This window comes from Peteryoungia algae, assembly GCF_030369675.1.
Taxonomy (GTDB): Bacteria; Pseudomonadota; Alphaproteobacteria; order Rhizobiales; family Rhizobiaceae; genus Allorhizobium; species Allorhizobium algae.
The window spans coordinates 292,347-318,094 of the sequence record NZ_CP128477.1; the positions used below are offsets into that span (position 1 = coordinate 292,347).

The 25,748-nt window shown below is 62.6% G+C and carries 28 protein-coding genes; 13 read left to right on the forward strand and 15 right to left on the reverse strand.

The genetic code is table 11. The annotated features are described in order from the left end of the window. Positions 1 to 48: 48 nt before the first annotated feature. The 7 genes from QTL56_RS01530 to era all read left to right on the forward strand — a co-directional run bounded on the left by QTL56_RS01530 (position 49) and on the right by era (position 6,279). Positions 49 to 2,277 (forward strand): RelA/SpoT family protein, encoded by a 2,229-nt coding sequence (locus QTL56_RS01530; RefSeq protein ID WP_229575766.1) that lies wholly within the window; start codon positions 49 to 51, stop codon positions 2,275 to 2,277. A 230-nt stretch (positions 2,278 to 2,507) separates the two neighbouring features. Continuing rightward, positions 2,508 to 2,657 carry a DUF3563 family protein gene (locus QTL56_RS01535; protein ID WP_229575767.1) on the forward strand — a complete coding sequence of 50 codons (150 nt, stop codon included), beginning with the start codon at positions 2,508 to 2,510 and terminating at the stop codon, positions 2,655 to 2,657. Positions 2,658 to 2,783: 126 nt separating this feature from the next. Further along, positions 2,784 to 3,365 (forward strand): DUF2062 domain-containing protein, encoded by a 582-nt coding sequence (locus QTL56_RS01540; RefSeq protein ID WP_245137782.1) that lies wholly within the window; start codon positions 2,784 to 2,786, stop codon positions 3,363 to 3,365. 1 nt (position 3,366) lies between these two features. Next, the gene (acpS, locus tag QTL56_RS01545) at positions 3,367 to 3,771 is read left to right on the forward strand and encodes a holo-ACP synthase (RefSeq protein ID WP_229575768.1); all 405 of its coding nucleotides are present in this window, start codon (positions 3,367 to 3,369) and stop codon (positions 3,769 to 3,771) included. 97 nt (positions 3,772 to 3,868) lie between these two features. After that, entirely contained in the window at positions 3,869 to 4,606 is a 738-nt protein-coding gene (gene lepB / locus QTL56_RS01550; RefSeq protein ID WP_229575769.1) for a signal peptidase I, read from the forward strand. Continuing rightward, a complete protein-coding gene (gene rnc / locus QTL56_RS01555) occupies positions 4,603 to 5,328 on the forward strand; it encodes a ribonuclease III (RefSeq protein WP_229575770.1) in 726 nt (241 codons plus the stop codon). The genes lepB and rnc overlap by 4 nt, the downstream gene beginning before the upstream one ends. Before the next feature lie 9 nt (positions 5,329 to 5,337). Further along, positions 5,338 to 6,279 (forward strand): GTPase Era, encoded by a 942-nt coding sequence (era, locus tag QTL56_RS01560; RefSeq protein ID WP_229575771.1) that lies wholly within the window; start codon positions 5,338 to 5,340, stop codon positions 6,277 to 6,279. Positions 6,280 to 6,300: 21 nt separating this feature from the next. Here the strand turns inward: era and QTL56_RS01565 are convergent, their stop codons facing one another. Next, positions 6,301 to 7,464, reverse strand: coding sequence for an AbrB family transcriptional regulator (locus tag QTL56_RS01565; RefSeq protein ID WP_245137541.1), 1,164 nt, complete (start codon positions 7,462 to 7,464; stop codon positions 6,301 to 6,303). A 105-nt stretch (positions 7,465 to 7,569) separates the two neighbouring features. Here QTL56_RS01565 and QTL56_RS01570 point away from each other — a divergent pair, with 105 nt between their 5' ends. Together QTL56_RS01570 and recO are read left to right on the forward strand one after the other, a co-directional pair. Then, a complete protein-coding gene (locus QTL56_RS01570) occupies positions 7,570 to 8,205 on the forward strand; it encodes a TetR/AcrR family transcriptional regulator (protein WP_245137540.1) in 636 nt (211 codons plus the stop codon). A gap of 53 nt (positions 8,206 to 8,258) precedes the next feature. After that, a complete protein-coding gene (recO, locus tag QTL56_RS01575; protein WP_245137539.1) occupies positions 8,259 to 9,032 on the forward strand; it encodes a DNA repair protein RecO in 774 nt (257 codons plus the stop codon). Here the strand turns inward: recO and QTL56_RS01580 are convergent. From QTL56_RS01580 to QTL56_RS01600, 5 genes are all read right to left on the reverse strand, one after another. Further along, entirely contained in the window at positions 8,960 to 9,214 is a 255-nt protein-coding gene (locus QTL56_RS01580) for a hypothetical protein (RefSeq protein WP_229575775.1), read from the reverse strand. The genes recO and QTL56_RS01580 overlap by 73 nt on opposite strands. Positions 9,215 to 9,615: 401 nt before the next feature. Beyond that, the gene (locus tag QTL56_RS01585; protein ID WP_245137538.1) at positions 9,616 to 10,836 is read right to left on the reverse strand and encodes an MFS transporter; all 1,221 of its coding nucleotides are present in this window, start codon (positions 10,834 to 10,836) and stop codon (positions 9,616 to 9,618) included. 135 nt (positions 10,837 to 10,971) lie between these two features. After that, on the reverse strand, positions 10,972 to 11,817 hold the full coding sequence (locus QTL56_RS01590) for an MOSC domain-containing protein (RefSeq protein ID WP_245137537.1): 846 nt from the start codon (positions 11,815 to 11,817) through the stop codon (positions 10,972 to 10,974). Positions 11,818 to 11,830: 13 nt separating this feature from the next. Further along, positions 11,831 to 12,484 carry an HD domain-containing protein gene (locus QTL56_RS01595; RefSeq protein WP_245137536.1) on the reverse strand — a complete coding sequence of 218 codons (654 nt, stop codon included), beginning with the start codon at positions 12,482 to 12,484 and terminating at the stop codon, positions 11,831 to 11,833. A 66-nt stretch (positions 12,485 to 12,550) separates the two neighbouring features. Then, positions 12,551 to 15,322: a DUF2339 domain-containing protein gene (locus QTL56_RS01600; protein ID WP_245137535.1), complete on the reverse strand. Its 2,772-nt coding sequence runs from the start codon at positions 15,320 to 15,322 to the stop codon at positions 12,551 to 12,553. A gap of 231 nt (positions 15,323 to 15,553) precedes the next feature. On the opposite strand from QTL56_RS01600, the gene nadA reads away from it, so the two are divergent. The 4 genes from nadA (at position 15,554) to QTL56_RS01620 (ending at position 19,696) form a co-directional block, all read left to right on the forward strand. Further along, positions 15,554 to 16,624 (forward strand): quinolinate synthase NadA, encoded by a 1,071-nt coding sequence (gene nadA / locus QTL56_RS01605; protein WP_229575780.1) that lies wholly within the window; start codon positions 15,554 to 15,556, stop codon positions 16,622 to 16,624. A gap of 25 nt (positions 16,625 to 16,649) precedes the next feature. Next, complete coding sequence (locus tag QTL56_RS01610) at positions 16,650 to 18,242, forward strand: L-aspartate oxidase (RefSeq protein ID WP_245137534.1); 1,593 nt, start codon at positions 16,650 to 16,652, stop codon at positions 18,240 to 18,242. 13 nt (positions 18,243 to 18,255) lie between these two features. Next, on the forward strand, positions 18,256 to 19,161 hold the full coding sequence (nadC, locus tag QTL56_RS01615; RefSeq protein ID WP_245137533.1) for a carboxylating nicotinate-nucleotide diphosphorylase: 906 nt from the start codon (positions 18,256 to 18,258) through the stop codon (positions 19,159 to 19,161). A 238-nt stretch (positions 19,162 to 19,399) separates the two neighbouring features. Then, positions 19,400 to 19,696: a hypothetical protein gene (locus QTL56_RS01620; protein ID WP_289393338.1), complete on the forward strand. Its 297-nt coding sequence runs from the start codon at positions 19,400 to 19,402 to the stop codon at positions 19,694 to 19,696. A 58-nt stretch (positions 19,697 to 19,754) separates the two neighbouring features. Here QTL56_RS01620 and QTL56_RS01625 read toward each other — a convergent pair whose 3' ends face one another. From QTL56_RS01625 to QTL56_RS01665, 9 genes are all read right to left on the reverse strand, one after another. Next, a complete protein-coding gene (locus QTL56_RS01625; RefSeq protein WP_245137531.1) occupies positions 19,755 to 20,645 on the reverse strand; it encodes a mechanosensitive ion channel family protein in 891 nt (296 codons plus the stop codon). Positions 20,646 to 20,706: 61 nt separating this feature from the next. Further along, positions 20,707 to 21,669, reverse strand: a complete 963-nt coding sequence (locus QTL56_RS01630) for an NUDIX hydrolase (protein WP_229575785.1) — start codon at positions 21,667 to 21,669, stop codon at positions 20,707 to 20,709. After that, positions 21,666 to 22,202, reverse strand: coding sequence for a tyrosine phosphatase family protein (locus QTL56_RS01635; protein WP_245137530.1), 537 nt, complete (start codon positions 22,200 to 22,202; stop codon positions 21,666 to 21,668). Before QTL56_RS01635 ends, QTL56_RS01630 begins: the two co-directional genes overlap by 4 nt. Next, entirely contained in the window at positions 22,199 to 22,828 is a 630-nt protein-coding gene (locus QTL56_RS01640; RefSeq protein WP_245137529.1) for a YfbR-like 5'-deoxynucleotidase, read from the reverse strand. Before QTL56_RS01640 ends, QTL56_RS01635 begins: the two co-directional genes overlap by 4 nt. 1 nt (position 22,829) lies before the next feature. Then, positions 22,830 to 23,672, reverse strand: a complete 843-nt coding sequence (gene ygfZ / locus QTL56_RS01645; protein WP_245137528.1) for a CAF17-like 4Fe-4S cluster assembly/insertion protein YgfZ — start codon at positions 23,670 to 23,672, stop codon at positions 22,830 to 22,832. Positions 23,673 to 23,767: 95 nt separating this feature from the next. Next, a complete protein-coding gene (locus QTL56_RS01650; RefSeq protein WP_245137527.1) occupies positions 23,768 to 24,508 on the reverse strand; it encodes a hypothetical protein in 741 nt (246 codons plus the stop codon). A gap of 19 nt (positions 24,509 to 24,527) precedes the next feature. Then, positions 24,528 to 24,785, reverse strand: a complete 258-nt coding sequence (locus QTL56_RS01655; protein WP_168801212.1) for a hypothetical protein — start codon at positions 24,783 to 24,785, stop codon at positions 24,528 to 24,530. Positions 24,786 to 24,879: 94 nt separating this feature from the next. Beyond that, positions 24,880 to 25,257 (reverse strand): TIGR02301 family protein, encoded by a 378-nt coding sequence (locus tag QTL56_RS01660; protein WP_245137781.1) that lies wholly within the window; start codon positions 25,255 to 25,257, stop codon positions 24,880 to 24,882. A gap of 47 nt (positions 25,258 to 25,304) precedes the next feature. Further along, complete coding sequence (locus QTL56_RS01665) at positions 25,305 to 25,730, reverse strand: NUDIX hydrolase (RefSeq protein WP_245137526.1); 426 nt, start codon at positions 25,728 to 25,730, stop codon at positions 25,305 to 25,307. Positions 25,731 to 25,748: the final 18 nt, after the last annotated feature.

The window sequence follows — 25,748 nt, forward strand, 5'->3', positions numbered from 1 at the left end:
GCCAGTCTCGTCGACTGGCGCGCTTTTTCGTTTGTGGAGACGAGTGGAATGATGCGGCAATACGAGCTCGTGGAGCGGGTGCAGGAATACAAGCCCGACGCCAACGAAGCTCTGCTCAACAAGGCCTATGTCTACGCCATGCAGAAGCACGGCAAGCAGACACGCGCCAGCGGGGACCCCTATATCTCCCACCCGCTCGAAGTTGCCGCCATCCTCACCGACATGCATCTCGACGAATCGACGATCGCCGTTGCCCTCCTGCACGACACGATCGAGGATACATCCGCCACCCGCGGCGAGATCGACGAACTCTTCGGTGAAGATATCGGCCGCCTGGTCGAAGGTCTCACCAAGATCAAGAAACTCGACCTCGTCACCAAGAAGGCGAAGCAGGCGGAAAACCTGCGCAAGCTCCTGCTTGCCATTTCCGACGATGTGCGCGTGCTGCTGGTCAAGCTCGCCGACCGCCTGCACAACATGCGCACGCTCGAACACATGCGCGACGACAAGCGCGCCCGCATTTCCGAAGAGACGATGGAAATCTATGCGCCGCTCGCAGGCCGCATGGGCATGCAGGACATGCGCGACGAGCTGGAGGACCTGTCCTTCCGCTACATGAACCCGGAAGCCTATGAGACCGTCACCCAGCGGCTGGCCGAGCTTTCGACCCGCAACGAAGGCCTGATCACCAAGATCGAGGACGAACTGCGCGATCTGCTCGTGGCGAACGGCCTGCTGAACCCCTCGGTCAAGGGACGGCAGAAGAAGCCTTATTCGGTGTTCCGCAAGATGCAGTCGAAATCGCTCTCCTTCGAGCAGCTTTCCGACGTCTATGGCTTCCGCATTCTCGTCGATGACATTCCCGGCTGCTACCGCGCGCTCGGCATCGTGCATTCGCGCTGGCGCGTCGTGCCCGGCCGTTTCAAGGATTATATCTCGACGCCGAAGCAGAACGACTACCGCTCGATCCACACCACGATCGTCGGCCCGTCGCGCCAGCGCATCGAGCTGCAGATCCGCACGCGGCGCATGCACGAGATCGCCGAATTCGGCATCGCTGCCCATACGCTCTACAAGGACGGCGAAAACGGCGAGGCCAACGAGCCGCTGCAGCGGGAAAGCAATGCCTATTCCTGGCTGCGCCACACGATCGAGGCGCTGGCCGAAGGCGACAATCCGGAAGAATTCCTGGAGCATACCAAGCTCGAACTCTTCCAGGACCAGGTCTTCTGCTTCACGCCCAAGGGCAAGCTGATCGCGCTCCCGCGTGGGGCAACGCCGATCGACTTCGCCTATGCGGTCCATACCAATGTCGGTGACACCTGTGTCGGCGCCAAGATCAACGGCTCGATCATGCCGCTCGTCACCCGCCTGTCGAATGGCGACGAGGTGGAGATCATCCGCTCCGGCGTGCAGGTGCCGCCTGCCGCCTGGGAAGAAATCGTCGTCACCGGCAAGGCCCGCGCTGCCATCCGCCGCGCCACCCGCATGGCGATCCGCAAGCAATATGCAGGCCTTGGCCAGCGCATCCTCGAGCGAACCTTCGAGCGCGCCGGCAAGATCTTCTCCAAGGATACGCTGCGTCCGGCGCTGCATCGCCTGGGGCAACGCGACGTGGAAGACGCGATCGCCTCGGTCGGCCGAGGCGAGACCTCCTCCCTCGACGTTCTCAGGGCCGTCTTCCCCGACTATCAGGACGAGCGTGTCACGGTGAAGCCGTCCTCGGACGACGGATGGTTCGCCATGAACAGCGCCAATGGCATGGTCTTCAAGATCCCGGGTCCCGCCCATCCGAAGGGCGATGTGCCGACTGCCGGCGATGGTCCGGACCCCCTGCCGATTCGCGGACTTTCGGGCAATGCGGAGGTGCATTTTGCCCCCGCAGGTGCCGTTCCGGGCGACCGGATCGTCGGAATCATGCAGGATGGCAAGGGCATCACCATCTATCCGATCCAGGCCTCTGCCCTGCAGCGCTTCGAAAACGAGCCGGAACGCTGGATCGACGTGCGCTGGGATCTCGACGAGGCGAACAAATCCCGCTTCGTCGCCCGCATCCTCATCAACGCGCTGAACGAGCCGGGTACGCTGGCGACCGTTGCCCAGTGCATTGCCCGTCTCGACATCAACATCCGCGTTCTGAGCATGATCCGCATCGCCACCGACTTCACCGAGATGGGGATCGACCTGGAGGTCTGGGACCTGCGCCAGCTGAGCCAACTCCTGAGTGAGCTGAAGGAACTCGACTGCATCTCGACGGTCAAGCGCGTCTACGACTGAGCGGAAGAAGCGAACTTCGGCTTGTGACTCGGGCGGGCGTGGTTCGCCCGCCGCTCGAAAGTCAGGCGTTCTGCCTGTCGTTTCATCACATTCCTGCCCAAATCGTAAACCTCGACCCCCTTGCCATGCGCTTGGCGCATGGCTGACTTCAGTTCTTGTCTCTGGTGGATTGTGCGACGCACCATTATCTTCCTTTCAACAGATGAAGATAAAGAACTGAGGACAAAACGATGTTTACTCCGATCCGCAAATTCGCCCGCGCCCTTCGCGTTCCGACCACTGCCGAGCGCGAAATGAACTACCTGAACGGCGCCCGCGATCTCGTCGATCTGGAATATCGCCAGCGCGAAATCGACCGTGGCATGTTCCGCCGCGGCTGATGCGCCGACCGACCAGATCTGGTCAATGCTGTGACGCCGGTTGAACGCCGGCGTCTTTGCTTTTTTGGCGACTTTCAGAACCTGTTTTCCTTGCCGAAACCATCCCGGATCAACTACATATCCCGCATGCTGTTTCGACGACGCCACCCGGTTTCCTACCTGACGAAGTTGCGTGAGCTCCTCTGGCCGCGGCGTGGCTTCATCCGCTCGTATCACTATCTGACCAAGCGCATCCTGCGTCTGTCGGCGACGCCGCATGCCATCGCGGCCGGTGTGGTTGCCGGCGTTGTCGCTTCATGGACGCCCTTCATCGGGCTGCACTTCCTGCTCGCCTTTGCCTTCGCCTATCTGATCGCCGGCAACATGGTGGCCGCTGCCATCGGCACGGCCTTCGGCAATCCGCTGACGTTTCCGCTGATTTGGGCGGCGACCTGGGAGATCGGGCATCGGATGATCGGCAAGGGCGCGCCACTCGGTGATAGCATCGATCTGGAACGCAAGTTTTCCATCGGTGCGATCGAAACCATGTGGCAGCCGATCTTGAAACCCATGTTGATCGGCGCGATCCCGCTGGCCGCCGTCAGTGGTGTGGTCATCTATTGCGTGATCTACTTCACCGTGGCGAAGTTCCAGGCGCGGCGTCGGGAACGTCTCGCCGCAAAGGCGCGTGCGCGGCTTGCTAAAGCACTTCAGGAATCGAGCGTCTGACATGATCATCGGCATTGGCAGCGACCTCGTTGACATCAGACGGATTGAGAAATCGATCGACAGGTTCGGCGAGAAATTCACAGCACGCTGCTTCACCGATGAAGAGCAGGCGCGCGCGAACGGCCGCAAGGACTGCGCCGCCTCCTATGCCAAGCGCTTTGCCGCCAAGGAAGCCATGGCCAAGGCACTGGGCACAGGCATCGCCGAGGGCGTGTTCTGGAAAGAAATGGGTGTCGTCAACCTGGCCAACGGCAAGCCCGGCCTCGAATTGACCGGTGGGGCCGCGAAATGCCTGGAACGCCTTCTGCCTCCAGGGCATGTCGCCCAGATCCATCTCACCATCACCGACGAATTTCCCTATGCCCAGGCATTCGTCATCGTCGAGGCCCTGCCGGAAAACCGGTGAGTTAACTGGTCGCGCTGGTCGAGGGGGCTACGCGGTTGCCGCGCTCGCCCGAACCGACTAGAGAGAGCAGGATTTTCGCAAGAAGGAACCGACCCGCGTGAGCGAAGAAAAGAAGCAAAGTGCCCTTTGGGAAAACGTCAAGGTCATCATCCAGGCCCTGCTCCTGGCCATGGTGATCCGGACCGTGTTCTTTCAGCCCTTCACGATCCCATCAGGCTCGATGATGCCGACGCTGCTGGTCGGCGATTACATCTTCGTCAACAAGTTCTCCTACGGCTATTCGAAATATTCGCTGCCCTTCTCGCCGAACCTCTTCGAAGGCCGCATTTTCGCCAGTGAACCGGAGCGCGGCGACATCGCTGTCTTCCGCTTCCCGCCGAATCCCAGCATCGACTACATCAAGCGCGTCGTGGGTCTGCCCGGCGACCGCATCCAGGTGATCGGCGGCGTGCTGCAGGTCAACGGCAAGCCAGTGCCGAAGATCCAGGACGGCGTCTTTACCTCCGACTACCGCATGGATCCCGGCACCGATGTGCCGGTCTTCCGTGAGACGCTGGACAATGGCGTCAGCTATGACACGCTCGACCAGGCCCAGGATACGCGCGGCGATGACACGCGCGAATTCATCGTGCCGGACGGCCATTATTTCATGATGGGCGACAACCGTGACAATTCGCTCGACAGCCGCTTCGACGTCGGCTTCGTGCCGGCCGAGAACCTGATCGGCAAGGCGTCGCTGATCTTCTTCTCACTCGGCAACGACACCTCGTTCCGCGAAGTCTGGAAATGGCCCGCCAACATGCGTTGGGATCGTCTGTTCAAGGTGGTCGAATGAAGAACAGGAAGACGGACGGCGAACAGGACTGGGCGCAGCTGGAAGCTGCGATCGGCCACACATTCGCCGACCGGGAACGCCTGATCCGGGCGCTGACCCATGCCAGCGCCCAGGTCTCGCGGGGGAAGAAGGGCGACTACGAACGGCTGGAATTCCTGGGGGACCGGGTGCTCGGCCTCTGTGTCGCCGAAATGCTCTTCACCACCTTCCGCGATGCGACCGAGGGTGAGCTCTCGGTCCGCTTCAATCAGCTGGTCAGCGCCGAGGCCTGCGCCTCCGTTGCCGACGAGATGGAGCTGCACCGCTACATCCGCACCGGCTCTGACGTGAAGAAGATCACCGCAAAGAACATGCTGAATGTACGCGCGGACGTGGTCGAAAGCCTGATCGCGGCGATTTACCTGGAAGCCGGATTGGAGGCCGCACGCGGCTTCATCCTGAAATACTGGAAGGATCGCGCGGCCCATGCCGATGGCGCCCGCCGCGACGCCAAGACCGAATTGCAGGAGTGGACGCATGCCAAGTTCGGCAAGCCGCCCATTTACAAGGTTGCCGATCGCTCCGGACCGGATCATGATCCCCGCTTCACGGTGATCGTCGAGATCCCCGGCCTGAAGCCGGAAACTGGCATTGACCGTTCCAAGCGTGCCGCCGAACAGGTGGCCGCGACCAAGATTCTCGAACGCGAAGGCGTATGGGCCAAGCCCACAGACGCCAATTGATTGGACACCATGACCGACACTGAGACAGAGGACGGCGGCGAAGCCATCGTCAACACCCCGACCCGATCCGGCTTCGTTGCCCTGATTGGCCCGACCAATGCCGGCAAGTCGACGCTGGTCAACCGCTTCGTCGGTGCCAAGGTGTCGATCGTCAGCCACAAGGTACAGACGACCCGCGCCGTGATGCGCGGGATCGCGATCCACAAGAACGCCCAGATCGTTTTCATGGACACGCCCGGCATCTTCAAGCCACGCCGCAAGCTCGACCGCGCCATGGTGACGTCGGCCTGGGGCGGGGCCAAGGATGCGGACATCATCCTGCTCCTGATCGACAGCGAACGGGGGCTGCGTGGCGATGCCGAAGCGATCCTGGAAGCGCTGAAGGATGTGCCGCAGCCGAAGATTCTCGTTCTCAACAAGATCGACCGGGTGCGCCACGAGGACCTGTTCAAGCTTGCGGAGACGGCGAACGAGTTCGTCAAGTTCGATCGCACCTTCATGATTTCAGCCACGACAGGCTCTGGCTGCGAAGATATCATGGATTATCTCGCCGAGACTTTCCCGGAAGGCCCATGGTATTATCCGGAGGATCAGATCTCGGATCTGCCGATGCGCCAGCTCGCCGCCGAGATCACCCGCGAGAAACTCTTCCTGCGCCTCCACCAGGAGCTTCCCTATTCCTCGCATGTCGAGACCGAGAGCTGGGAAGAGCGCAAGGATGGCTCGGTGCGGATCGAGCAGGTCATCTATGTCGAGCGCGACAGCCAGAAGAAGATCGTGCTCGGCAAGAACGGCGATGCGATCAAGGCAATCTCCACGGCCTCCCGCAAGGAAATGTCCGAGATCCTCGAACAGCCGGTGCACCTCTTCCTCTTCGTCAAGGTGCGCGAGAACTGGGGCAACGATCCCGAGCGCTTCCGCGAAATGGGTCTCGAATTCCCGCGCGACTAAGTTCAACTGCGCGAAGGGCGCTCAGCCCTTCGCCACCCGCCTTGCGACGAAATCCGAGATTGTCGGTCCGATCAGGATGATCAGGATGAGCCGCATGGTCTGCAGCGCCATGATGAAGGACATGTCCACCGGCGTCGTTGCTGCAATGATTGCGATGGAATCGAGCCCGCCGGGGCTGGTCGCGAGATAGGCGGTCAGCGGGTCGATGTCATGCAACGACCAGAGCAGGAAGGCGAGGCCGCCGCTGAATGCCATCAAGACCAGGATGGAACCGACGATCTGGGGCAGGGCGCTTGCCGCATGCCTGAGGATGCGCCGGGTGAAGGACAGTCCGATCCGCCAGCCGATGACCCCGTAACCGAGCGCAAGCAGCCATTCGGGCAATTGCAGCGTGATGTAACCCATCACATGCAGCGCGGTTGTGGCGACGAGCGGCAAGAGCATGGTTCCGGCCGGTATGCGAAGCCAGGCTCCGACCAAAGCGGCGGCGAGGGCCGCAGCAAGGGTCAGGCCGAGATCGAGCCAGTCCGTTTCCGGAAACCAGACGACTGTTTGCGCAGCTCCACCTTCGACATTGAACACGAACGCCGCCATCAGCGAGGCGCCCGTCGCGACAAAGGCGACGCGCAGATACTGCATGAAGGCCACCAGCCTCGGATCGCCGCCATGCGCCTCGGCCATCAGGACCATGGCGGAGGCGGCGCCCGCGGACGTGCCCCAGATCGCGGTCGTGCCAGGCAGGATCTCGGCCCTTGCCATGAAATAGCCGAGCAGGCTGCTCGCCGCGATGATGGAAAGCACGACCGAGAGGAAGATCGGCCAGTCCTCGGCGACGGTCGAGAGCGTGCCGAGGTCAATGGATCTGGCGACGATGCAGCCGATCAGCGAATGGGCGAAGATATAGGGGAAACGATGCACGGAGAGCCGGGCGCCGTTGGTGGCGACCAGAATTGCCGCGACCATCGGGCCGAGCAGCAGCGCGCCCGGGATATGCGCCAGATACAGTCCGCCGGAGATGGCAAGGGAGAGCGCAAGAAGTGCAGCCCAGCGGACAAGGAGGGGAAGTGGCGTCAGCAATCCGGGTTGCGGCGGCGGGCTGGCCGCGATTGCAGCCGTCGTGCCCTGATTTGCAACGCCATCCGGGTCGACCGGCGAAAGCGTCACGGGATCCTTGTCCGAAGCCATGAGCGTCTCCGTCCTTCGTCTGAGAACCTTTTGCCGGAAAGTTCTGGACGAAAGCGTGATTTCATCAAATAAATGAGGCGCACCTCACAAACGAGTTTTATGAGCATGACCTCGCAAAAGTCAAGTTCGGCCAGGCTTCAGACCGCCCCGCCGCCGACAGCCAAGGAGCCGAAACGCAAGCGTGGCATCGCACGGGTGGCGAAGCTTCTCGATGCCGGTGCCGCCGTCTTCGCCGAGCAGGGCTACAAGGCAGCGACCATGACCGAGATCGCCGCCCGCGCGGGTGCGCCGATTGGCTCACTCTACCAGTTCTTTCCCAACAAGGACGTGCTCGCCGACGCGTTGATCGCCCGCTACGCCGAGCATGTCGAGGCGGCGCTCGACCGGATCAGGGCGGAAGCCCGCGAACTGGACGGGACGCAGCTTGGTGACCGTTTGCTCGATGTCCTCGTCACCCATGCGACAGAGCGCAGTCTGGCACTGAGCCTGCTTGATGCCCGCTGGGAACAGCCGGGCGTTCGTCCGGGAATCCTGCGGGAGAACCTGCGGCGGCGGATTGCGGAAATCCTCAGCATCTGGCGCCCGGATCTTGCCGAGGATCAGGCGCAGGCCATGGCGGTGGTCCTCTTTCAGGCGATGAAGTCGCTCGTGCAACTACATGAAGAAAAACGCTATCCCGGCAAGGCCGAGGCGATTGCGCAGTGGCGCGGCTGGGTGCAGCGTTATCTCGGCGAAATCTGATCACGCCGCCGAAAATCCTCGCGCTCTCTGGTGCTCTGCGATAAAACCCGACCATGCAATGGACAGACGAGGCGATCCTGCTCGGGGTGCGTCGGCATGGCGAAACAAGCGTCATCGCCGAGATGATGACTCGCACCCGTGGACGCCATCTCGGCATGGTGCGCTCCGGCCGGTCACGGACCATGCAGCCCGTCTTGCAGCCCGGGAATCGTCTCGAAGTCACCTGGCGCGCGCGACTCGACGAACATCTCGGTGAATACCGGATCGAACCGCTGATGCTGCGCGCCGGACGGCTGATGGAAAGTGCCACCGCCGTCTACGGTGTGCAGGCGCTTGGCTCGTTGCTGCGTCTGCTGCCTGAACGGGATCCGCATCCGCATCTCTTCGAGGCACTGGATGTGATTCTCGACCATCTGGAGGAGCCGGCGACGGCCGGCGAGCTTTTCGTTCGCTTCGAATTGGCACTGCTGAACGATCTCGGCTTCGGACTGGATCTGGAGGAATGTGCAGCGACCGGTTCGCGCAACGATCTGGCCTATGTCTCGCCGAAATCGGGCCGGGCAGTGAGCCGGGAGGCAGGCGCGCCCTGGGCCGACAAGATGCTTGCCCTGCCGGATTTCCTGACGCCAGGCACGAACCGTGCGGCCGATCCGGAGACCCTGGCCGAAGCCTTCAGGCTTACAGCCTATTTCCTGGATCGGCACGTCTATGTGCCGCGGGGGCTGGAGCCCGGCGCGGCACGCGAGGGTTTCTGTCAGGCCGCGTTGAAGACCTTGCGGTCGCTGGAGGCGCCTGGCTCGTTGGCGGCGCCGAAGAACACGGCCTGATCCACGGGCGCGGAATTCGCCATGTGCTGGTGGATGGCCATCTGCAATTCGCTGACGCTGCGATAGACGCCGCCATCCAGCTCGATGACCGGATATTTGACGGCGATGAACTTGATCCGATCACCGTCGGGTATGGTGATGCCAACCGGAACTCCGGCATATTCGATAACTTGCTTCTTCATAACGAGTATCCCCGCGCGTGCATATTGGCACGGCGCTGTTTCATGAGTCGTTTGTGGGTATCAGGCTTGGGGCTGCGTCACATTCGACAGGAGCAGGCGTAATGGCGTTTCACCATCACGAGGCACGGGGTCGTCTGCCAGGATCGGATGGCATCAAGAAATACAACCTGCATTTCGCTGACCTCCTTCTTTTGGCTACGGCCTCCAGAATCGAGGCCGTTCATGGTTCGTCGTCAGTGTCCGAACCAGCTTGCACAAGGTAGGTGCTGGGTCCGAATCCGTCAACGGGCATTGATCAGAAAATAAAATAATTTTCTGTGACAGTGCCTGTTGATTGAATTCATGGGAATTTTGATCCGGCACAAAGGAAATGCCGGAATTTGATCTCACTTTGGGCGTAATTACGCTGCGGCGACGACCGGGCGTTCGACGGCTTTCTCGGTGATAGGCCAATGCACTATAGCCGCGAAGATCCCGAGCGCCACACCCAGCCACCAGACCTGGTCATAGGTTCCGAACTGGTCATAGAGATAGCCGCCCATCCAGACGCCCAGAAACGAGCCGATCTGGTGGGACAGGAAAACGAGACCGCCGAGCAGCCCGAGATGACGCGTGCCGAACATGATGGCGACGAGTCCATTGGTCGGCGGCACGGTGGACAGCCAGAGAAGGCCCATGACGGCGGCGAAGATGACAACCGAAAACGGTGTTTGCGGCATAAGCAGGAAGAGCGTCACCGTGATCGAACGGCCGATATAGATATAGGCGAGGAAATAGGGCTTCGAGTAACGCTGGCCGATCCAGCCGGCGGCCAGGGATCCGATAATGTTGAAGAAGCCGATCAGGGCCATGGCGATGACGGCATAGCTTGCCTCTATGCCGATGTCGCCGAGATAGGCCGGGAAATGCGCGGTGATGAAGGCGACCTGGAAGCCGCAGACGAAGAAGCCGGTGGTGAGCAGGAGATAGCTCTTATGCGCGAAGGCCTCCTTCAGCGCTTCCGCCACCGTCTGCTTGTACTGGTTGCCTGACTGGCTGCCTGACTGCGCATTGCCGCGCAGCGGAAAGGCCAGGAGCGGCACAACAAGCATCATCACGGCAATAATGACGAGACTGTCCGACCAGCCGAAGGCCGAGATGAAGCCTTGGCTGAGCGGCGCAAAGAGGAACATGCCGGCGGAACCCGCAGCCGTGCCGATACCGAACGCCATCGAGCGTTGCTCCGGCGTCACATTGCGCGCGAAGGCGGAAAGAATGACGCTGAACGATCCGGCGCCGATCGCCGTGCCGATCAGCACGCCACCGCCGATATGCAACCAGATCGGCGCACTCGCAAAGGCCATCATCACGAGGCCGGCCGCATAGAGAACGCCCGACATGACAAGCACGCGACCGGTGCCGTATTTGTCGGCAAGCGCCCCGAAGAACGGCTGGCTCACACCCCAAAAGAGGTTCTGGAAGGCCATGGCGAGACCGAATGTCGAGCGGTCCCAGCCACGATCGGCCAGCATCGGCAACTGGAAGAAGCCCATGGCCGACCGCGGCCCGAACGTCATCACGGCGATCAGCGATCCCGCGAGAATGATGAGCCAGGGCAAGGCCGGACGGCTGGTGGTCGTCATGGGGGTTTCTCCTCTATCGACCACACAATAGCGCAGTCGATCCATGAGCAGAAACGCCATTTGATGAACTGGCCATCAAGCGATTTGATGAATGTCAGGGGAAGGACCGGGCGGCCGGGATCCAATCCGACAATCTCACCGCTGCTTGATCGCCCACGCCTCCCGGCTCCCGAGCACCGTCACCGCATCCCCGACCCGCACCAGACCCTCGCCCTGCGGCACGGCATTCCAGCCAAAGAGCGGCCCCGGCACGCGCCGGTCGGCTGACATTCTCAAGCGCCCCATGGCCGGCATCGGGTTGGCGCCCGCGCGCGATCCCGTCTGCTGGTCCTGCGTTGTCATGATGCAGCGCGGGCAGGGTTTGACGAAATCGAAGCGGATGCCGCCGATCTCGAGACCCGTCCAGGCATCCTCCGCCCAGGCCTCGTCGCAGTCGACGACAATATTGGGCCGGAACCGGTCCATTCCGACGTCGCCTTCGCCATGTCGTGCCATGTCCTCGTTCAGTGCCCGGAGCGAAGCTGATGTCGTAACGAGGATCTGGTAGCCGTCGGCAAAGCCCATGGGCGAATTCTCGCCGGCCCATTCCGCGCTCGCCTGACGGCGGCTTTGGCCATCGAGAAAGACGAGTTTGACGGGCCGTGCAAACCAGTCCGAGAGCTTGTCGTTGATGCTGTCATGCGCGACGGCGGCACTGACGATCGAGCGCCAGATCGCCACATCCATGCGGTTGTCCGGCTGCGGCGGCGCGACCATCATCTCGCGCCCGTCTTCAAGGCGAAGCGTCAGATAGGCCGCTGCCGGCAGGGCGGTGAGGCGCGCAAGCTCAGGCAGTTCACGCTGGGTGATGAACTGGCCCGAGGGATCGACCAGCATCATGCGGCGGTCGCCGGCAAGCCCCATGGCATCGATGCGCGCCTGTGGCAGGGCAATGCCGCGGGCGCTCTTGAACGGATAGATGAAGAGATTGGTGATCTGCATGGTGCCGTGCCCTTCAGATTTCGTCGCGGAACATGGAGAGGAAAAGAGTGAGCCGCTCATGCCGCTCCTTCGCGAGCTTTGCGCCCGTTTCGGTCTGGAAGCCGTCGGAAAGCTTGAGCAGCTTGGCCGGAAAATGGTCGATGGCATAGGATCGGTCGTCGAGCGGTCGATGCTCGGCGCCGGGATCGGCGGGATGGTAGAGCCCCGAGCCCATGCGGCCGGCGATGTAGAAGCAGCGCGCCACACCGACCATGCCGATCGCGTCCAGCCGGTCGGCATCCTGCAGCATCCTCGCTTCCAGCGTTTCCGGCGGGATGTTGGCGGAAAAGCTGTGGGTCAGGATGGCATGGGCAACCGCCGCGATCTTCGCCTCAGACCAGCCGAGCCCGGCAAGGATGCCGCTCGCTTTCTCTGCCGCAAGCTGTGAAGCCTGCGACCGGAGCGGCGAGCTCTTCTCGACTGCGACGCAATCATGCAGCAGGACGGCAGCCGCAAGGACCTCGGCATCGCCGCCTTCACCCACCTGGATCTTCAGCGCATTCTTGAAGACGCGGTGGATATGGGCGAGGTCATGCGAACCGTCGTCGCCTTCTGTCGCATGGGAAAGCAGATCGGCGGCGAGCGCCTCGTGGGGGGCAAAATCAGCGGCGGTGAGAAGGGCGGTCAAGTGTCAGTCCCCGTTTGGAATGGTCGCATCTAGCCTTGCGAGCGCCCACTGTTCAACCGCCCTTGATTAGATCACCGTCGGCGCCTCCTTGTCGTCCGTCGTGGGCCTCTCTGCCGACTTGCCTCTCAGGATCTTCTGGTAGAAGAGCCCGATGCCGATCAGGACAAAGCCGAGGCCGATGAAGGAGAGCGCGCGCAGTACGCCTTCGAGATTCGCCATGTCGATCAGGAAGACCTTGGCCACGGTTAGCATCACGATGACCGCAGACGCGATGCGCAGGCTTCTTGCATCGAAGCGCGAGCCGAGCGCGAGCAGCCCGACACCGATCGCAAGCCACGCGACCGAATAGCTATAGGTCTCAGCCTGCTCGAAGCCCTTCCAGTAGGCAATGAACTCGCCCTGCCAGAAGCGCCGCACCGAAAGCGTCACCCAGGCAAAGCCGAGCACCGCACCGGACAAGGCCTGCAGGATGACATAGGGCAGTGGCCGCTTGTCTCGCGCATAGAAGGCAAGGCCTGCGTAGGCGAGGCCGGGCAGAAGATAGCCGATCAGCAGCAGATTGATCAGCGGCCAGTTGCCGGTGCTCTCGCCGGTGAAATAGGGATTGAGCGCACCGAGATGCAGGCTCACCGTCTGCAGGACGGCGATCCCGCCCGCCAGCATGGAGCCGAAACGGAAGACGGGGCTAGGCGATTTGAGATCGAGCGTCATAAGGATGCCTGAAAGGCCGACGACCAGCAGCGTGTAGATCGACTGCTCACCAAGCGTCGGAACGCTGGAATCCAGCACGCCGCCATTCATGGCATGGCGAACGAGGATGGCGATGGCGAGAAGGCCGAGAAGGCTGGCGAGCCCCTGCAGCGCATGGCGGGCGCGTTGAGCGGGCCAGTTCCGGATTTCGTAGGCCGAGAGCAGCGCAAGCAGGGCCGGGATCCCGTAACCGGGCAGCAGCGGGTTGAGGATCGGGGTGCGCGACAGGGCATCCGGCCCGACCAGCGTCGGATCCCAGGCGACGCGGACCAGAACTCCGCCGAGTGAGATGACCATGACCCAGGCAAGCCCGCTCCATGGGCGCCGGCGCGTCGCCATCAGATAGGCGAAGCCGAGCAGCGCGAGCAGGATCGTGGTGACGATCCCGTCGGTCAGCGCATGCAGGGCAAGCGCGAAGGCTGCGAAACTGCCGAAGAGAAGCAGGTCGATGCCACGGCGGAAGCCGGGCAGCGCGCCCTGACGGTATAGAAACTCGCAGGCGCCGAGCAGCACGGCGCCGAGGCCGATGGCAAAGAGGCCATGCGTCCAGTCCCGGGCATAGACGCCGTAAAACACGAAGGTGATCGACGCGAGCAGCACCGGCAGGGAAGCCGTGATCGCAGCCCAGACCGTCGAGAACAACGGGTCGGCGGCATGGCGGCGGCGCATCTGCGCAAGTCCGAGAAGCACGAAGACGGCGGCGAGACCGAGGAAGATGTACATCACCGGACCACCGAGGTTCACCGCGACAGTGTCGTCCGTGCCGAAACCGAGCAGCAGGATCTGTGCCTGAGTGATCAGGCCGGACGTCATGACAGCACCGAGAAGAGCGCCGACGGTCGCGATGACTGTGGGCCAGAAGGCGCCGAACCGTGCACTGCCGGCGGCAGACAACGCCGCGATCAGCGCCGCAAAGCCGAAGAGCGGCAGCGAGACCGTCAGCCCGCGCTCAAGCATGACGAGTGCCGGCAGGAGAACGGCGAGCGACAGGGTGATGTCGAGGCCGAGCGAACCGGTGGCCATCCGGCCCCCGATTGCTTCGAGCGACAGCCTTTCCTCCGGGCCTGCCGGATCATCCGCCGTCGCGCCGGGCCAGATGAGCACCCAGGCGGCAATCATCGCGAGCAGGGAGAGGGTGATCGGGGTGGTGTCGTCCAGTTCGATGAGCGCGATGAGGCCCCAGATGCCCAGCAAGGCCTGCGCAATCGACGGCACGATCAGCCAGCCTTTCATGCGTGACGCGAGCGTCGTCGCCACCTGGGCGACGGTCAGAAATAAGAACAGCGTCCAGAGGCTGGGCGCTGTCGTCGAAATCAGGAGCGGGGTGACCATCGAACCCGCTAGCCCCAGGCCCGCCAGCGCTTGCCCATGCAGCAGTGAGAGGCCGAGCACGCCAAAGGCGGTGAGCGCCAGAAGCAGGAACGCGAGCGTCGGGCCAATGAAATCGTAGATACCGTGGGCCGCATAGATCGAGCCGAACAGCGAGACTGCGCCCGCTGCCGTCAGAATGCCTGGCACCATGGCGTTGGCGTAGAGGACCTCCGCCTTTGGCAGCGCATTGCGGCGGATGAGGTCACCGAGCGCGATCAGGGCAAGGCCGAAGAGGGCAGCGAGCGTCAGGCGAACGCCCGGGCCAAGCAAGCCGCTCTCGATGGAATAGCGCACGAGAAAAACACCGCCGAACGCCAGCGCGAGACCGCCGGCCCAGACCGCCCAGCGCGCGCCGAGCAGGTTCTCGATACTTTCTGCCGGTGCTTTGGCGTGGGTTTCCTGACGCGCCGCAGCGGGAAGCAGATCTGCGGCGGTGTTCGGTATGGAGGCCGGCTCGCTTTGTCGGGGTGCTCCATCGGCGACTGGCTCATCGCGAACAATTGCCGCTTCCGTATCGAGCGGCAGGACCACCTGGTCGGGATCGGTCTGCGCATTTTCGACAGCGGGGCTCGCGAGTTCGCCAGCCGATCCGCCCAGCCGAAAAAGCTTCTCCCTGATGTCGCCGAGTTCCTTCTCGAGCCTATCGATCCGTTTGGTCGAGCCTCTGAGGAGGATGAAGAGAACGCCAATCAGGATCAGCGGCAGCAGTTCGAACATTGAGCCTCGCAGCACTTTGCGGAAGGAGCGGACAAACTAGCGTTTTTCTTGGCAAGGGAAAGCGTTCTGCGTCACGGCGTGGCCGGAGCGGAGGCGCACACTCGGCACGGTGTGCCAGAACCTCACTTGCAATCCCGCCCGAAAATTTCTACATCCGCAATACCGGTGATCACCGGTTTTCTTTGGAATTTGTTATGCTCGAAGTGAGCATAACCGAGGGAGGAAATGGCCATGGGATCGCAGCAGATGCCACAAACCCGTCCCGTATCCCGTTCGGCAGCCGAGCGTTTCGGCGTCTGGGAACGCCCGGATCTGACCTATACACCGGCCGTGGCGAAGGAGACCGAGCACCTCTATGAGCGTGTCCGCGATTTCATCCCTGCGATCGAATGGCCGGTCTTTGCGCCTTACATCCATGCGATCAACCGCCTGAAAAAGGAACGCGGCGCGGTCATCCTCGCGCACAATTACCAGACGCCGGAGATCTTCCACTGTGTCGCCGACATCAAGGGCGATTCGCTGCAACTGGCCCGCGATGCCGTCAGCGTCGATGCCGAGATCATCGTCCAGTGCGGCGTGCATTTCATGGCCGAGACCTCGAAACTGCTCAATCCGCAGAAGACGGTCCTGATCCCCGATGGGCGCGCGGGATGCTCGCTGTCGGAATCGATTACCGGCGCAGATGTGCGGCTGCTGCGCGAGCGCTATCCCGGCGTTCCCGTCGTCACCTATGTGAACACGTCTGCCGACGTGAAGGCGGAGACGGATATGTGCTGCACCTCGGCCAATGCCGTCGACGTCGTCAACAGCTTCGACAGCGATACCGTGCTCTGCATTCCCGATGAATATCTCGCGATGAACGTCGCCAACCAGACACACAAGAAGATCCTCACCTGGAAGGGCCATTGCGAAGTGCACGAGCGCTTCACCGCCGATGAGCTCCTCGAATACAAGAAGGCCGACCCGCGCATCGAGATCGTCGCTCACCCGGAATGCCATCCGAGCGTGCTGGCGGTTTCCGACTTTGCCGGCTCGACCAAGGGCATGATCGACTATGTGAAGACGAACCGGCCGGCCCGGGTGCTGCTCGTCACCGAATGCTCCATGGCCTCCAATATCCAGGTCGAACTGCCGGAGGTCGATTTCGTCAAACCCTGCAACCTCTGTCCGCATATGAAGCGCATCACCCTGCCGAAGATCCTCGACAGCCTGCTGTTCATGACGGAGGAAGTCACGGTCGATCCGGCAATCGCCGGTCGGGCGAGGCTTGCCGTCGAGCGGATGATCAATCTGAAGAATTGAACACCAGCCGGCCGGGGAGGGCTGAATGGCGACCAACATCGAATCCATGCGGCCGCAATCCTGGCAGGGCATCGACGACATCGTGGTCGTCGGCGGCGGGTTGGCCGGCCTCTTCTGCGCGCTGAAACTGGCACCACGCCCCGTCACGATCCTCGCCGCTGCCCCGATCGGGCAGGGGGCGTCGTCGGCCTGGGCGCAAGGCGGCATTGCCGCTGCCATGAGCCCCGGCGACAGCTTCGACAAGCATCTGGCGGACACGGTCGTTGCCGGTGCCGGACTGGTCGAGGAAAAGATGGCACGGCTGATGATTTCCGAAGGGCCTGATCGCGTGCATGATCTGCTCGCCTATGGGGTGCCGTTCGACCGCGATCTCGAAGGCCATCTGCTTTTGTCGCGCGAAGCCGCTCATTCCGAGCGGCGCATCGTCCGTGTCGCAGGTGACCGCGCGGGCGGAGCCATCATGGAGGCGCTGATATCAGCCGTGCGCCGCACGCCCTCGATCCGGGTGATGGAAGGTTATGTCGTCGAGGAACTGATCGCAGAAGGCCGCTTCGTGTCCGGCGTCGTCGCCCGGCCTGATGCCGGCCAGTCGAAGAGACGCGTGGCCTTTCCCGCCCGCGCCGTTGTGCTCTGCTCCGGCGGCGTCGGCCATCTTTACCAGGTGACCACCAATCCGGCCGAGGCCCGCGGCACCGGTGTCGGCATGGCCGCCAAGGCGGGCGCCGTGATCGCCGATCCGGAATTCGTCCAGTTTCACCCGACGGCCATCGACATCGGTCAGGATCCGGCCCCGCTTGCGACCGAAGCGCTTCGCGGCGACGGGGCTGTTCTCGTCAACCGCGCCGGCCATCGTTTCATGACCGACCTGCATGCCGATGCCGATCTCGCACCCCGTGACATCGTCGCGCGGGGTGTCTTTGCCGAAGTGGCGGCCGGTCGCGGTGCCTTCCTTGATTGCACCAAGGCGATCGGCAAGGATTTCGCCAAGCGTTTTCCGACCGTTCATGCCTCCTGCATCGCGGCGGGCATTGATCCCGTGACGCAAGCCATCCCGGTCGTGCCGGCCGTGCACTACCATATGGGCGGCGTGCTCGTGGATGCCGATGGCCGGACCTCGCTCGACGGGCTCTGGGCCGCAGGCGAAGTCACCTCCAGCGGCGTGCACGGTGCCAACCGGCTCGCCTCCAACTCGCTTCTCGAAGCCGTGGTCTTTGCCGGGCGGATCGCGGATTCGATCAAGGGCATGATGCCGGAATCCGCCCTTTACGAATGGGGGCGGACGGCCGGCGAAAACGACGATCTCGTCACCGTGGAGGATAGTCCCGAACTGTCGGCGCTGCGCGGCCTGATGAGCGCGCATGCCGGCGTGATCCGCGACGAGGCTAGCCTCAAGCTTCTGATCCAGGAACTGGTCGGGCTCGAGCGCAAGCGCCCGCGTGTGCGCTTCTCCAACATCACGGCGACCGCCAAGCTGATCGCTGTCGGCGCCTATCTTCGCACAGAAAGTCGCGGTGCCCATATGCGCGCCGATCATCCGCAGCCGCAAGAGGCGCTGCGCCACCGTACCTATCTGACGCTCAAGGATGCAACCCGCATCGCCGCCGAACTGGCCGGCTGAGGAGAATACGCTGATGACCAGAAGCCTTCGCCCGCAATTGTCGCCGCTGATGATCGAGGATCTCGTCCGCAACGCCTTGCTGGAGGATCTTGGCCGCGCCGGCGACATCACTACCTATGCCACGATCGGTCCGGAAAAGACGGCGACCGCCGAACTGAACAGCCGTGAACACGGTACCGTGGCGGGACTACCACTCGCTGAGGCCGCCTTCCGCCTGATCGATCCATCCGTCCGATTCGAGGCGCTGGTTGCCGATGGTGACACGGTTGCTCCAGGCGAAGCGATCGCCCGTGTCTCTGGCAATGCCCGTTCGCTGCTGTCGGCAGAACGCGTTGCCCTGAACTTTCTGATGCATCTCTCGGGTGTTGCCAGCTACACGGCGCGTTTCGCCGCCGAGATCGCCCATGCGACTGCGCGCGTCACCTGCACCCGCAAGACCCTGCCGGGGCTGCGGGCGGTCGAGAAATATGCGGTGCGTCTGGGCGGTGGCTCCAACCACCGGTTCGGTCTGGACGACGCGATCCTCATCAAGGACAACCACATCGCGGTATCCGGCGGTGTGGCCTCCGCGATAGAGGCGGCCCGCGCTTATGCGGGCCATCTCGTGAAGATCGAAGTGGAGGTCGATGGCCTCGACCAGATGCGTGAGGCGCTGACGGCACGCCCAGATGTGATCCTGCTCGACAATATGGGCCCTGACCTGCTGCGCAGCGCGGTTGCAATCAACCGGGAACATCATGGTCTGGCCGTCGAAACCTATCCTTCGGATGTCCGTCGCGTGGTGCTGGAAGCCTCGGGCAACGTCAACATCGAGACCATCCGGGCGATCGCCGAAACCGGCGTGGACTACATCTCGACGTCGAAGATAACCATGGCGGCCCCGACCCTGGACATCGGTCTCGACATAGTGATTGCATAAGTCGGCCAAAATTTGCACCGAGTTTTGCATCGCAGCAAATCCATACTCCTGCAACGTTCCGGAAAACCGAGTTAAGTCAATAGCTTGGTCTTCTATGAGCGGAAGCTTCGCTACTTTTCACCCGTGATTCCTGGTTTTTGACCATGAAAATCGAATCTCATACCCCGGTAACCAAGGTTTCGGACGGGTAAATCGGATGCGGAATCTGGGCATTGATAGGTAAAGCGTGGGGGTTTGCATGCCGACGATGACTTTGTCGCCTGATAGCGCTAACGATGAAATGACTTCGATCGTGAATGCTTCCAAAATGGGGGCCCATGCTGTGGTCGACCTTGCCGAATGCGAGGTGGATCTTTCCCGTCAGCCTGGGATACCGTCGAGCATGCTTGACCGGCCCTATGCGACACCAAACGCGGAAACCGGCTCTACGATGACGCCAGACGAAACGGTCTGCGTCCTTGAAGTTCTCGCTGAGATGCAGCGCATCATAGACAGGCATCTGGAAAAGACCGAACAGGCGCAGCCGAAGCGCTGAGCCTGTCGTCTTGATCCTCGACAAGATCCTGAGCCAAGGCTGTGGCGGCAGACCTGGTTCAGGTTTCCTTCGCCCGGGCGTCGACGAAGCGTTCGGGCAGGGCGACCACTTGCGGCGTGCCGTGATAAGTCACCTGCGGGAACGGGATGGAAATCCCGTTCTCGTCGAAGGACTTCTTTACATTCTTGATCATCTCGCGTGACGTCGGCCAGTAATCCGGGGCCGCAGTCCAGTACCACAGAGTGATCACAACCGCGCTGTCCCCCAGCTGATCGACATGGGTGGAGATTGCCGGAGTCTCGAGGACACGCGAATCGGCCTCGGCATGATCGCGCATGATCTTTTCGGCCAGGTCGATATCGTCCTCATAGCCGATTCCGACCTTCAGTTCGAAACGGCGTGTCGGCAGCCGGCTGAAATTGGTGATCGGCACATTCCAGAGCGTCGAGTTCGGCGCCAGCCGGTAGAGGCCGTCTGGTGTCTTGAGCTCGGTAGCGAAGAGGCCGATCTCGACGATAATGCCCGAAATGGAGCCCGTATCGATATACTCCCCGACCCGGAACGGGCGAAGAACGAGCAGCATGATGCCGGCAGCGATGTTCTGCAGGGTTCCCTGCAGTGCGAGGCCGATCGCGAGGCCCGCAGCACCAAGGGCCGCGATGATCGAGGCAGTCTGCACGCCGAACTGGCCGAGCACGGTGACGAAGACGAGAATGAGCGCGCCGTAGCGCACGACGGTGGCAAAGAAGCGCGCAAGCGTTTCGTCGAAGCCGCGGATCTTGCTCAGGCCCGCATGGGTCCAACGGCTGAGCAGAGCTGCCAGCCACCAGCCGACGAGAAGAAGAAAGAACGCCCCGACAATGGAGAAGGAATACTGGACGGCGAGCTGACTCGCTTGGGCCAATGCTGCCTGTGTCGCGAGGATTGCGTCATTCGTCTCGAATTCCATGCCGTCATGCTCCATGTCTGTTGGCCGTCCCAAGGGCTAGATGGGGCAGGACGGCACGAGGTCAACCACTGCTTCGCCCGCCAACCTTGAGGCCGGGTGCCGGGCGTTCTTCGAGAACCTTGCGGCGAAACCGGAAAAGGGCCGCCGGACGCCCGCCCGTCGCTGACAAGGTCGAGCCGGTCGGCTCGACGAGCTCGGCACCTTCAACGAGCCGTCGAAAATTCTGCTTGTGCACATGCCGTCCGGCGATCGCCTCGACCGTCCCTTGCAGATCGGTCAGCGTGAACTCCGGCGGCATCAGCTCGAAGATCACGGGGCGATACTTGATCTTGCTGCGAAGCCGCGCAAGCGCAGTGGCCGCAATACGCCGATGGTCGTGCCGCATCGGTCGCCCGAGAAGCGTTGAGGTTCGCCGGATTTGCGCGCGCCCGTCCAGCACAGCTTCCTCCACCAGACCGGCTTCATAGAGAAGTTCGTAGCGCTCAAGCACGCGCTCCTCGTCGAAGGGGAAATCGTCGAGACCGAAGGCCAGTTTCAGACGCGAGCGGCGCGAAACGGCGGCGGGTGCCTCTTCGGCCCAGGCCCTGAGCGCCGGGAGCATGGCCCCGTCGAGCAGCGCCGGGCGCCCCTGTCGCCAGTCTTCCCAGGGCAGATAACCGTACCAGTCCCGCCACCGCGCGCCGGAGAGCTCCAGCCGCGCATCGCGGTCGCTGTCCAGCCGGGTCAGAGCGAGATAGCCGACCGAGACGACATGCGGCCCCTGATCGCCGGGCATTTTGTGGCGGCCACGATCGCCGAAAGTGTAGAGCTGCTCGATGTAGCCGAGTTCCAGCGCCGTCTGGGCCTCGACCGTGTGGCGGAGCGACATTTCCATCGTCCGGTGCCTGTTCGGATCGAAGGGGCCGAAGGGCAGGGCGTCGAGCGCATCGCCATCCTCGCCGACGACGAGAAGGCGCGGCGTGCGGGAATTGATCGCGACGATCGCCGCATTGAGGCCGATTTCGATCTCCGCCGGTGTCGTCATGGCATGCTCGGCTCGCCTAGGGACAGCGGCAGCGCAAACGGCGTGTTGCCATCGGCATCGGCGCCGCGTCCGAGCGCCTTGACGGCTTTTGCGAGCCGTCCACCGCGCTGAAGCATTTCGTCGCCGATCTCGACAAGCCGCATATTCGGCGTGGCAAAGGGCGAGGCCGCACGCAGCCGCCGTGCCAATGCATCGTCGTCGTCGTCGGGTGCGACGGCAAGGCTGGCGATCATCGCGGCTGCCGGCGAGCGTGAAACGCCCATCCAGCAATGCACGACGAGCGGCAAGGCCTGGTCCCAGTCTCTGGCGAATGCGATGATCTCGGCCACATGCACTTCCTGTGGCGCGATCAGATCGCCCGTGCCGGCAAAACTGATATCGTTCATCGTGAGTTTCAGGTGCCGCTCCGCCTGGATGACCGCCGGCCGGTGGAAATCCTGATTGGCGGCGAGCAGGCTGATCATCTCGCGCGCCTTGTGACGGACGGCCATTTCCGCAATGCGGGCGAGCGGCGAAACAACGATCAGGCTCATGCGCGTGCCCAGGTCGAGGATTGTCTGGCAGCCTCGATTTCCTCGAAGCGCTCCAGGAATTTTGCCTGTGCCTGATAGGCGGGTAGCGGCTCGATCAGGATCGTGTCGCGGGTGAAGCCCTTGGGCTGCCCGAAGAACTTGCGGGCTTCCACCTCCGCAAATCCGGCAAGCACCGTCGCCTCGAAATAGGCGGCGATCATGTCGGCCTTCTTGATCAGATCCTTGAGGGCCGCCTTCGGATGTGCCGGCAGGCCGAAGCGCAGATGCACGGCCGCTTCCAGCCGCTTCTCCACCACCTTGTAGCCTCCGCCCACCACGGCCTTGAACGGTGAAATCATGTCCCCGATCACATATTCCGGGGCATCATGCAGAAGCGCGACCATCAGGTCGTCCGATGTGGCCTTCGGGTTGCAGCGGCGAAATATGTCCTCGACGATCAGGCTGTGCTGGGCGACCGAGAAGGCGTGGTCGCCGGAGGTCTGGCCGTTCCAGCGCGCCACACGGGCAAGGCCGTGCGCGATGTCGGTGATCTCCACGTCGAGCGGCGAGGGATCGAGCAGGTCGAGCCGACGGCCGGAAAGCATGCGCTGCCAGGCGCGGGCGGACAGGGGAGCCGGAGCACCCATGTCACGCCTCCTCCGAGGCAGACGGGAAGCTGAGCCCGCTCCAGCCGGGAAGGGCAAGGGTGACGGGCACCTCTCCGGCAAGGATCGCTTCACCCGCGTTGATGGCTTCGCCGGCCTTGTCGATCCGCACGATCGCCAGCCCGCGTGAGCCCGCGACGGTGCCGAGCGCGCCGATCTGCTTGCCGCCGATCGTGATGTCCGTCCCGCTTGCAGGCAGGGCCGTCTCGGCCGAGACAATGACCACGCGGCGACGTGCGGTCGCGCGATGCTGCATGCGCGAGACAACCTCCTGACCGACATAGCAACCCTTGCGGAACGAGACGCCGCCCGACTTGTCGAACAGGATGTCATGCGGGAATGCATCCTGCAGCGCGTAGTCGAAGCCCGATTCGGGCACGCCGTGGAGAACGCGCAGCGCGTCATATCCCTCCCGGTCACCGGCGTCGTCGACATGCCCCAGCTGACGGCGCACTTCGGTTCCGGCAAGCGCGAATCGCTGATCGGCCAAACCGCCGCCCGTGCCGCCCGCGCCGCCCCAGCTGACGGTCGCACCTGTTTCCACCTGCGTTTCGATCGTCACCGGCGCGCGCAGCTTGTACATCGTCATCCGCCTGACAAAGGCGTCCGTCTGGTCGCGCCGGATGTCGATCAGGAAGCTGTCCCCGTCGCGTGAAATCAGGAAGTCGAAGAAGATCTTGCCCTGCGGCGTCAGCAAAGCGCCCGGCCGCAGCTCGTCAACCGCCAGTGCGCCAAGATCGGTGGTGATGAGGTTTTGCAGAAAATGCTCCGCATCCGGACCGGCAATTTTCACGAAGGCACGATCGGGCAGGAAGGCTGAAGGCATGAGGGTCACCGGGCTGTTGCTCTGCGGACTGAGTTAGGCGCTGCAAGTCTAGACGACAAGCAGTGCTCATCACAGCCCACAGTTTGCGCCGTCGCTCAGTCGCCGACGGTGATGAACTTCCATCGACCGTCTGGAGTGATCCCGACGCGAAAGAAGTTGTAATTGCCATATTCCTGCATCTCGGCAACGTCGCCTGCTGTGACGATGCGGAGCAGCTCGACCTTTTCCCGCGGCGTGAGCAGACCAAGCGACTTGCCGGCGAAATAGGGCCAGACATAGGTCTCTTCCGCAGAGCCCGGGTCGAGATGCACGAAGCCGGTCGTGAGGATATCGAGCAGGATCGCGAGGATTTCCATACCCTCGCTGTCGCCCGAAACCGCCTTGAGAGCATCGACCGGATCCTGATCGGGATCTTGCAGCGGGACGCTCGTCTGGTCCGGTCCCGGATTCATCAACGGCTTCAGCTTCGAAATGTCACCGGTCTTCGCCGCCTCGATGATCAGTTCGCGCATCCGTCGCACGGGCTCCGGCGCCTTCTCGATGTCGTAGATGACCTCGACCGGCGGTGTCTCCGGCTCGACGCTTTCGACCTCTTCTGGATCCGAACGCTTGATCAGCGGATCCGGATCCGGGATGACGGGAAGACTATCCTCGATTACATCCTGCTCGTGACCGGGCAGGGGGGCAACTGTGTCCGATGGCGTGTCGCCGGATGGCGGAGTGATGTCCCTGATATCGGAGAGCGCAACGGCTGGCAGCGCCAGCGCGGTGGAGGCGAGCATGAGCGTCAACGCGCCCGTCAAGCGAAAGAGCCTGACCCGCGACGAGATCATCATTCTGTCCCTCGATTGCTGATTATTGAAGCTGGCGTTCTGGCGAGAACTCACCGGCGAGCAGCCGGGCCTTGAGAGCATCGAGAATGGCTTCCGCGCCGTGTTCGCCATGGATGCGGATCGTTTCGCGCATGGCGAGCGCAAAGGCTGCGTCCGCAATGATTTCCGGCTCGATTCCGTCAGCCATGCCGTCCGCCCAGGCTTCGTTCTGGTATTCCAGCGCAGCCTGCATCTTTTCGTGCACGATCATGTCGTCGATTTCGTTGCGGCGCGGTTCCATGGGCATTCCTCGAAGCACTTACTCAGTCCTTAACGACCCTATCAGCCTTTTGCCAAAACGACACGGGGGCAGACCAAAAGAGGTGAATTATTCGTTAATTTCCGAAGCGTGCGGTAATTTCTGTGGCAAGTGTTGCCCCTTCGTTACGGTAATTCTGCTCTGCACGAACAGCCGCCGCCGTGCAAGAGGTGTAGACGGAGGCGAAGGATCGATAACCGCGATTATAGGCCGCCGTCAGCCGCGCGCGCCGTGTCGGCTCCGCCTTCGTCTCGGCATCGAGCAGGGATTGCAGCGACTGTCGCCATTCCGGTTCGCCGTCGGCCTTGCAGAGATTGCGCAGGTAATGCACCGCACCGATGATTTCCGAAAGCCGTGCCAGGCGGTCGTCATAAGGAGTCGACTTCGCCGCTTCGGCCGGCGGCGGAACGATGATCACGCTGCCTTCCTGGGCGATCGATTGCCCGGCGAACATGACGAGCAGGAGAAGGGCTGCGGCCCGAAGGTTGGATCTCGTCTGGGTCACGCCGTGCTCCCTGCGCGAAGGCTCGGCGCCAGCCGGACGATGCAGTCGCGTACGCTCTCCGGAATGGGAAGATCGAGGATCTCCTGCGGCAGAAACCACTCGGCCTCCAGCGCATCGCTCTGGGCCTGCGCTTGTTGTTGGTCGTCCGCATCCACTTGGAAAACAGAGAGCATGAAATGGCTGCCGGAGACCCCGGTCTCGGGCTGGAGCTCCACGATCTCGAACAAGCGTGGGTTGCGACCGATAAGCCCCGTTTCCTCGAAGAGTTCGCGCAGGGCGGTCTCAGCCGGTGTCTCGCCGGGTTCGGCCCGACCTCCGGGAAAGGCATAGAGGTCGGCGGCAGGCGGATTGCCGCGCCGCACGAGGAGAAAGCGCCCGGCCCGTTCGACGATGGCGGAAGAGGCGAGGCGGGGCATGCTCATCAAACAAGAACTCCGGTC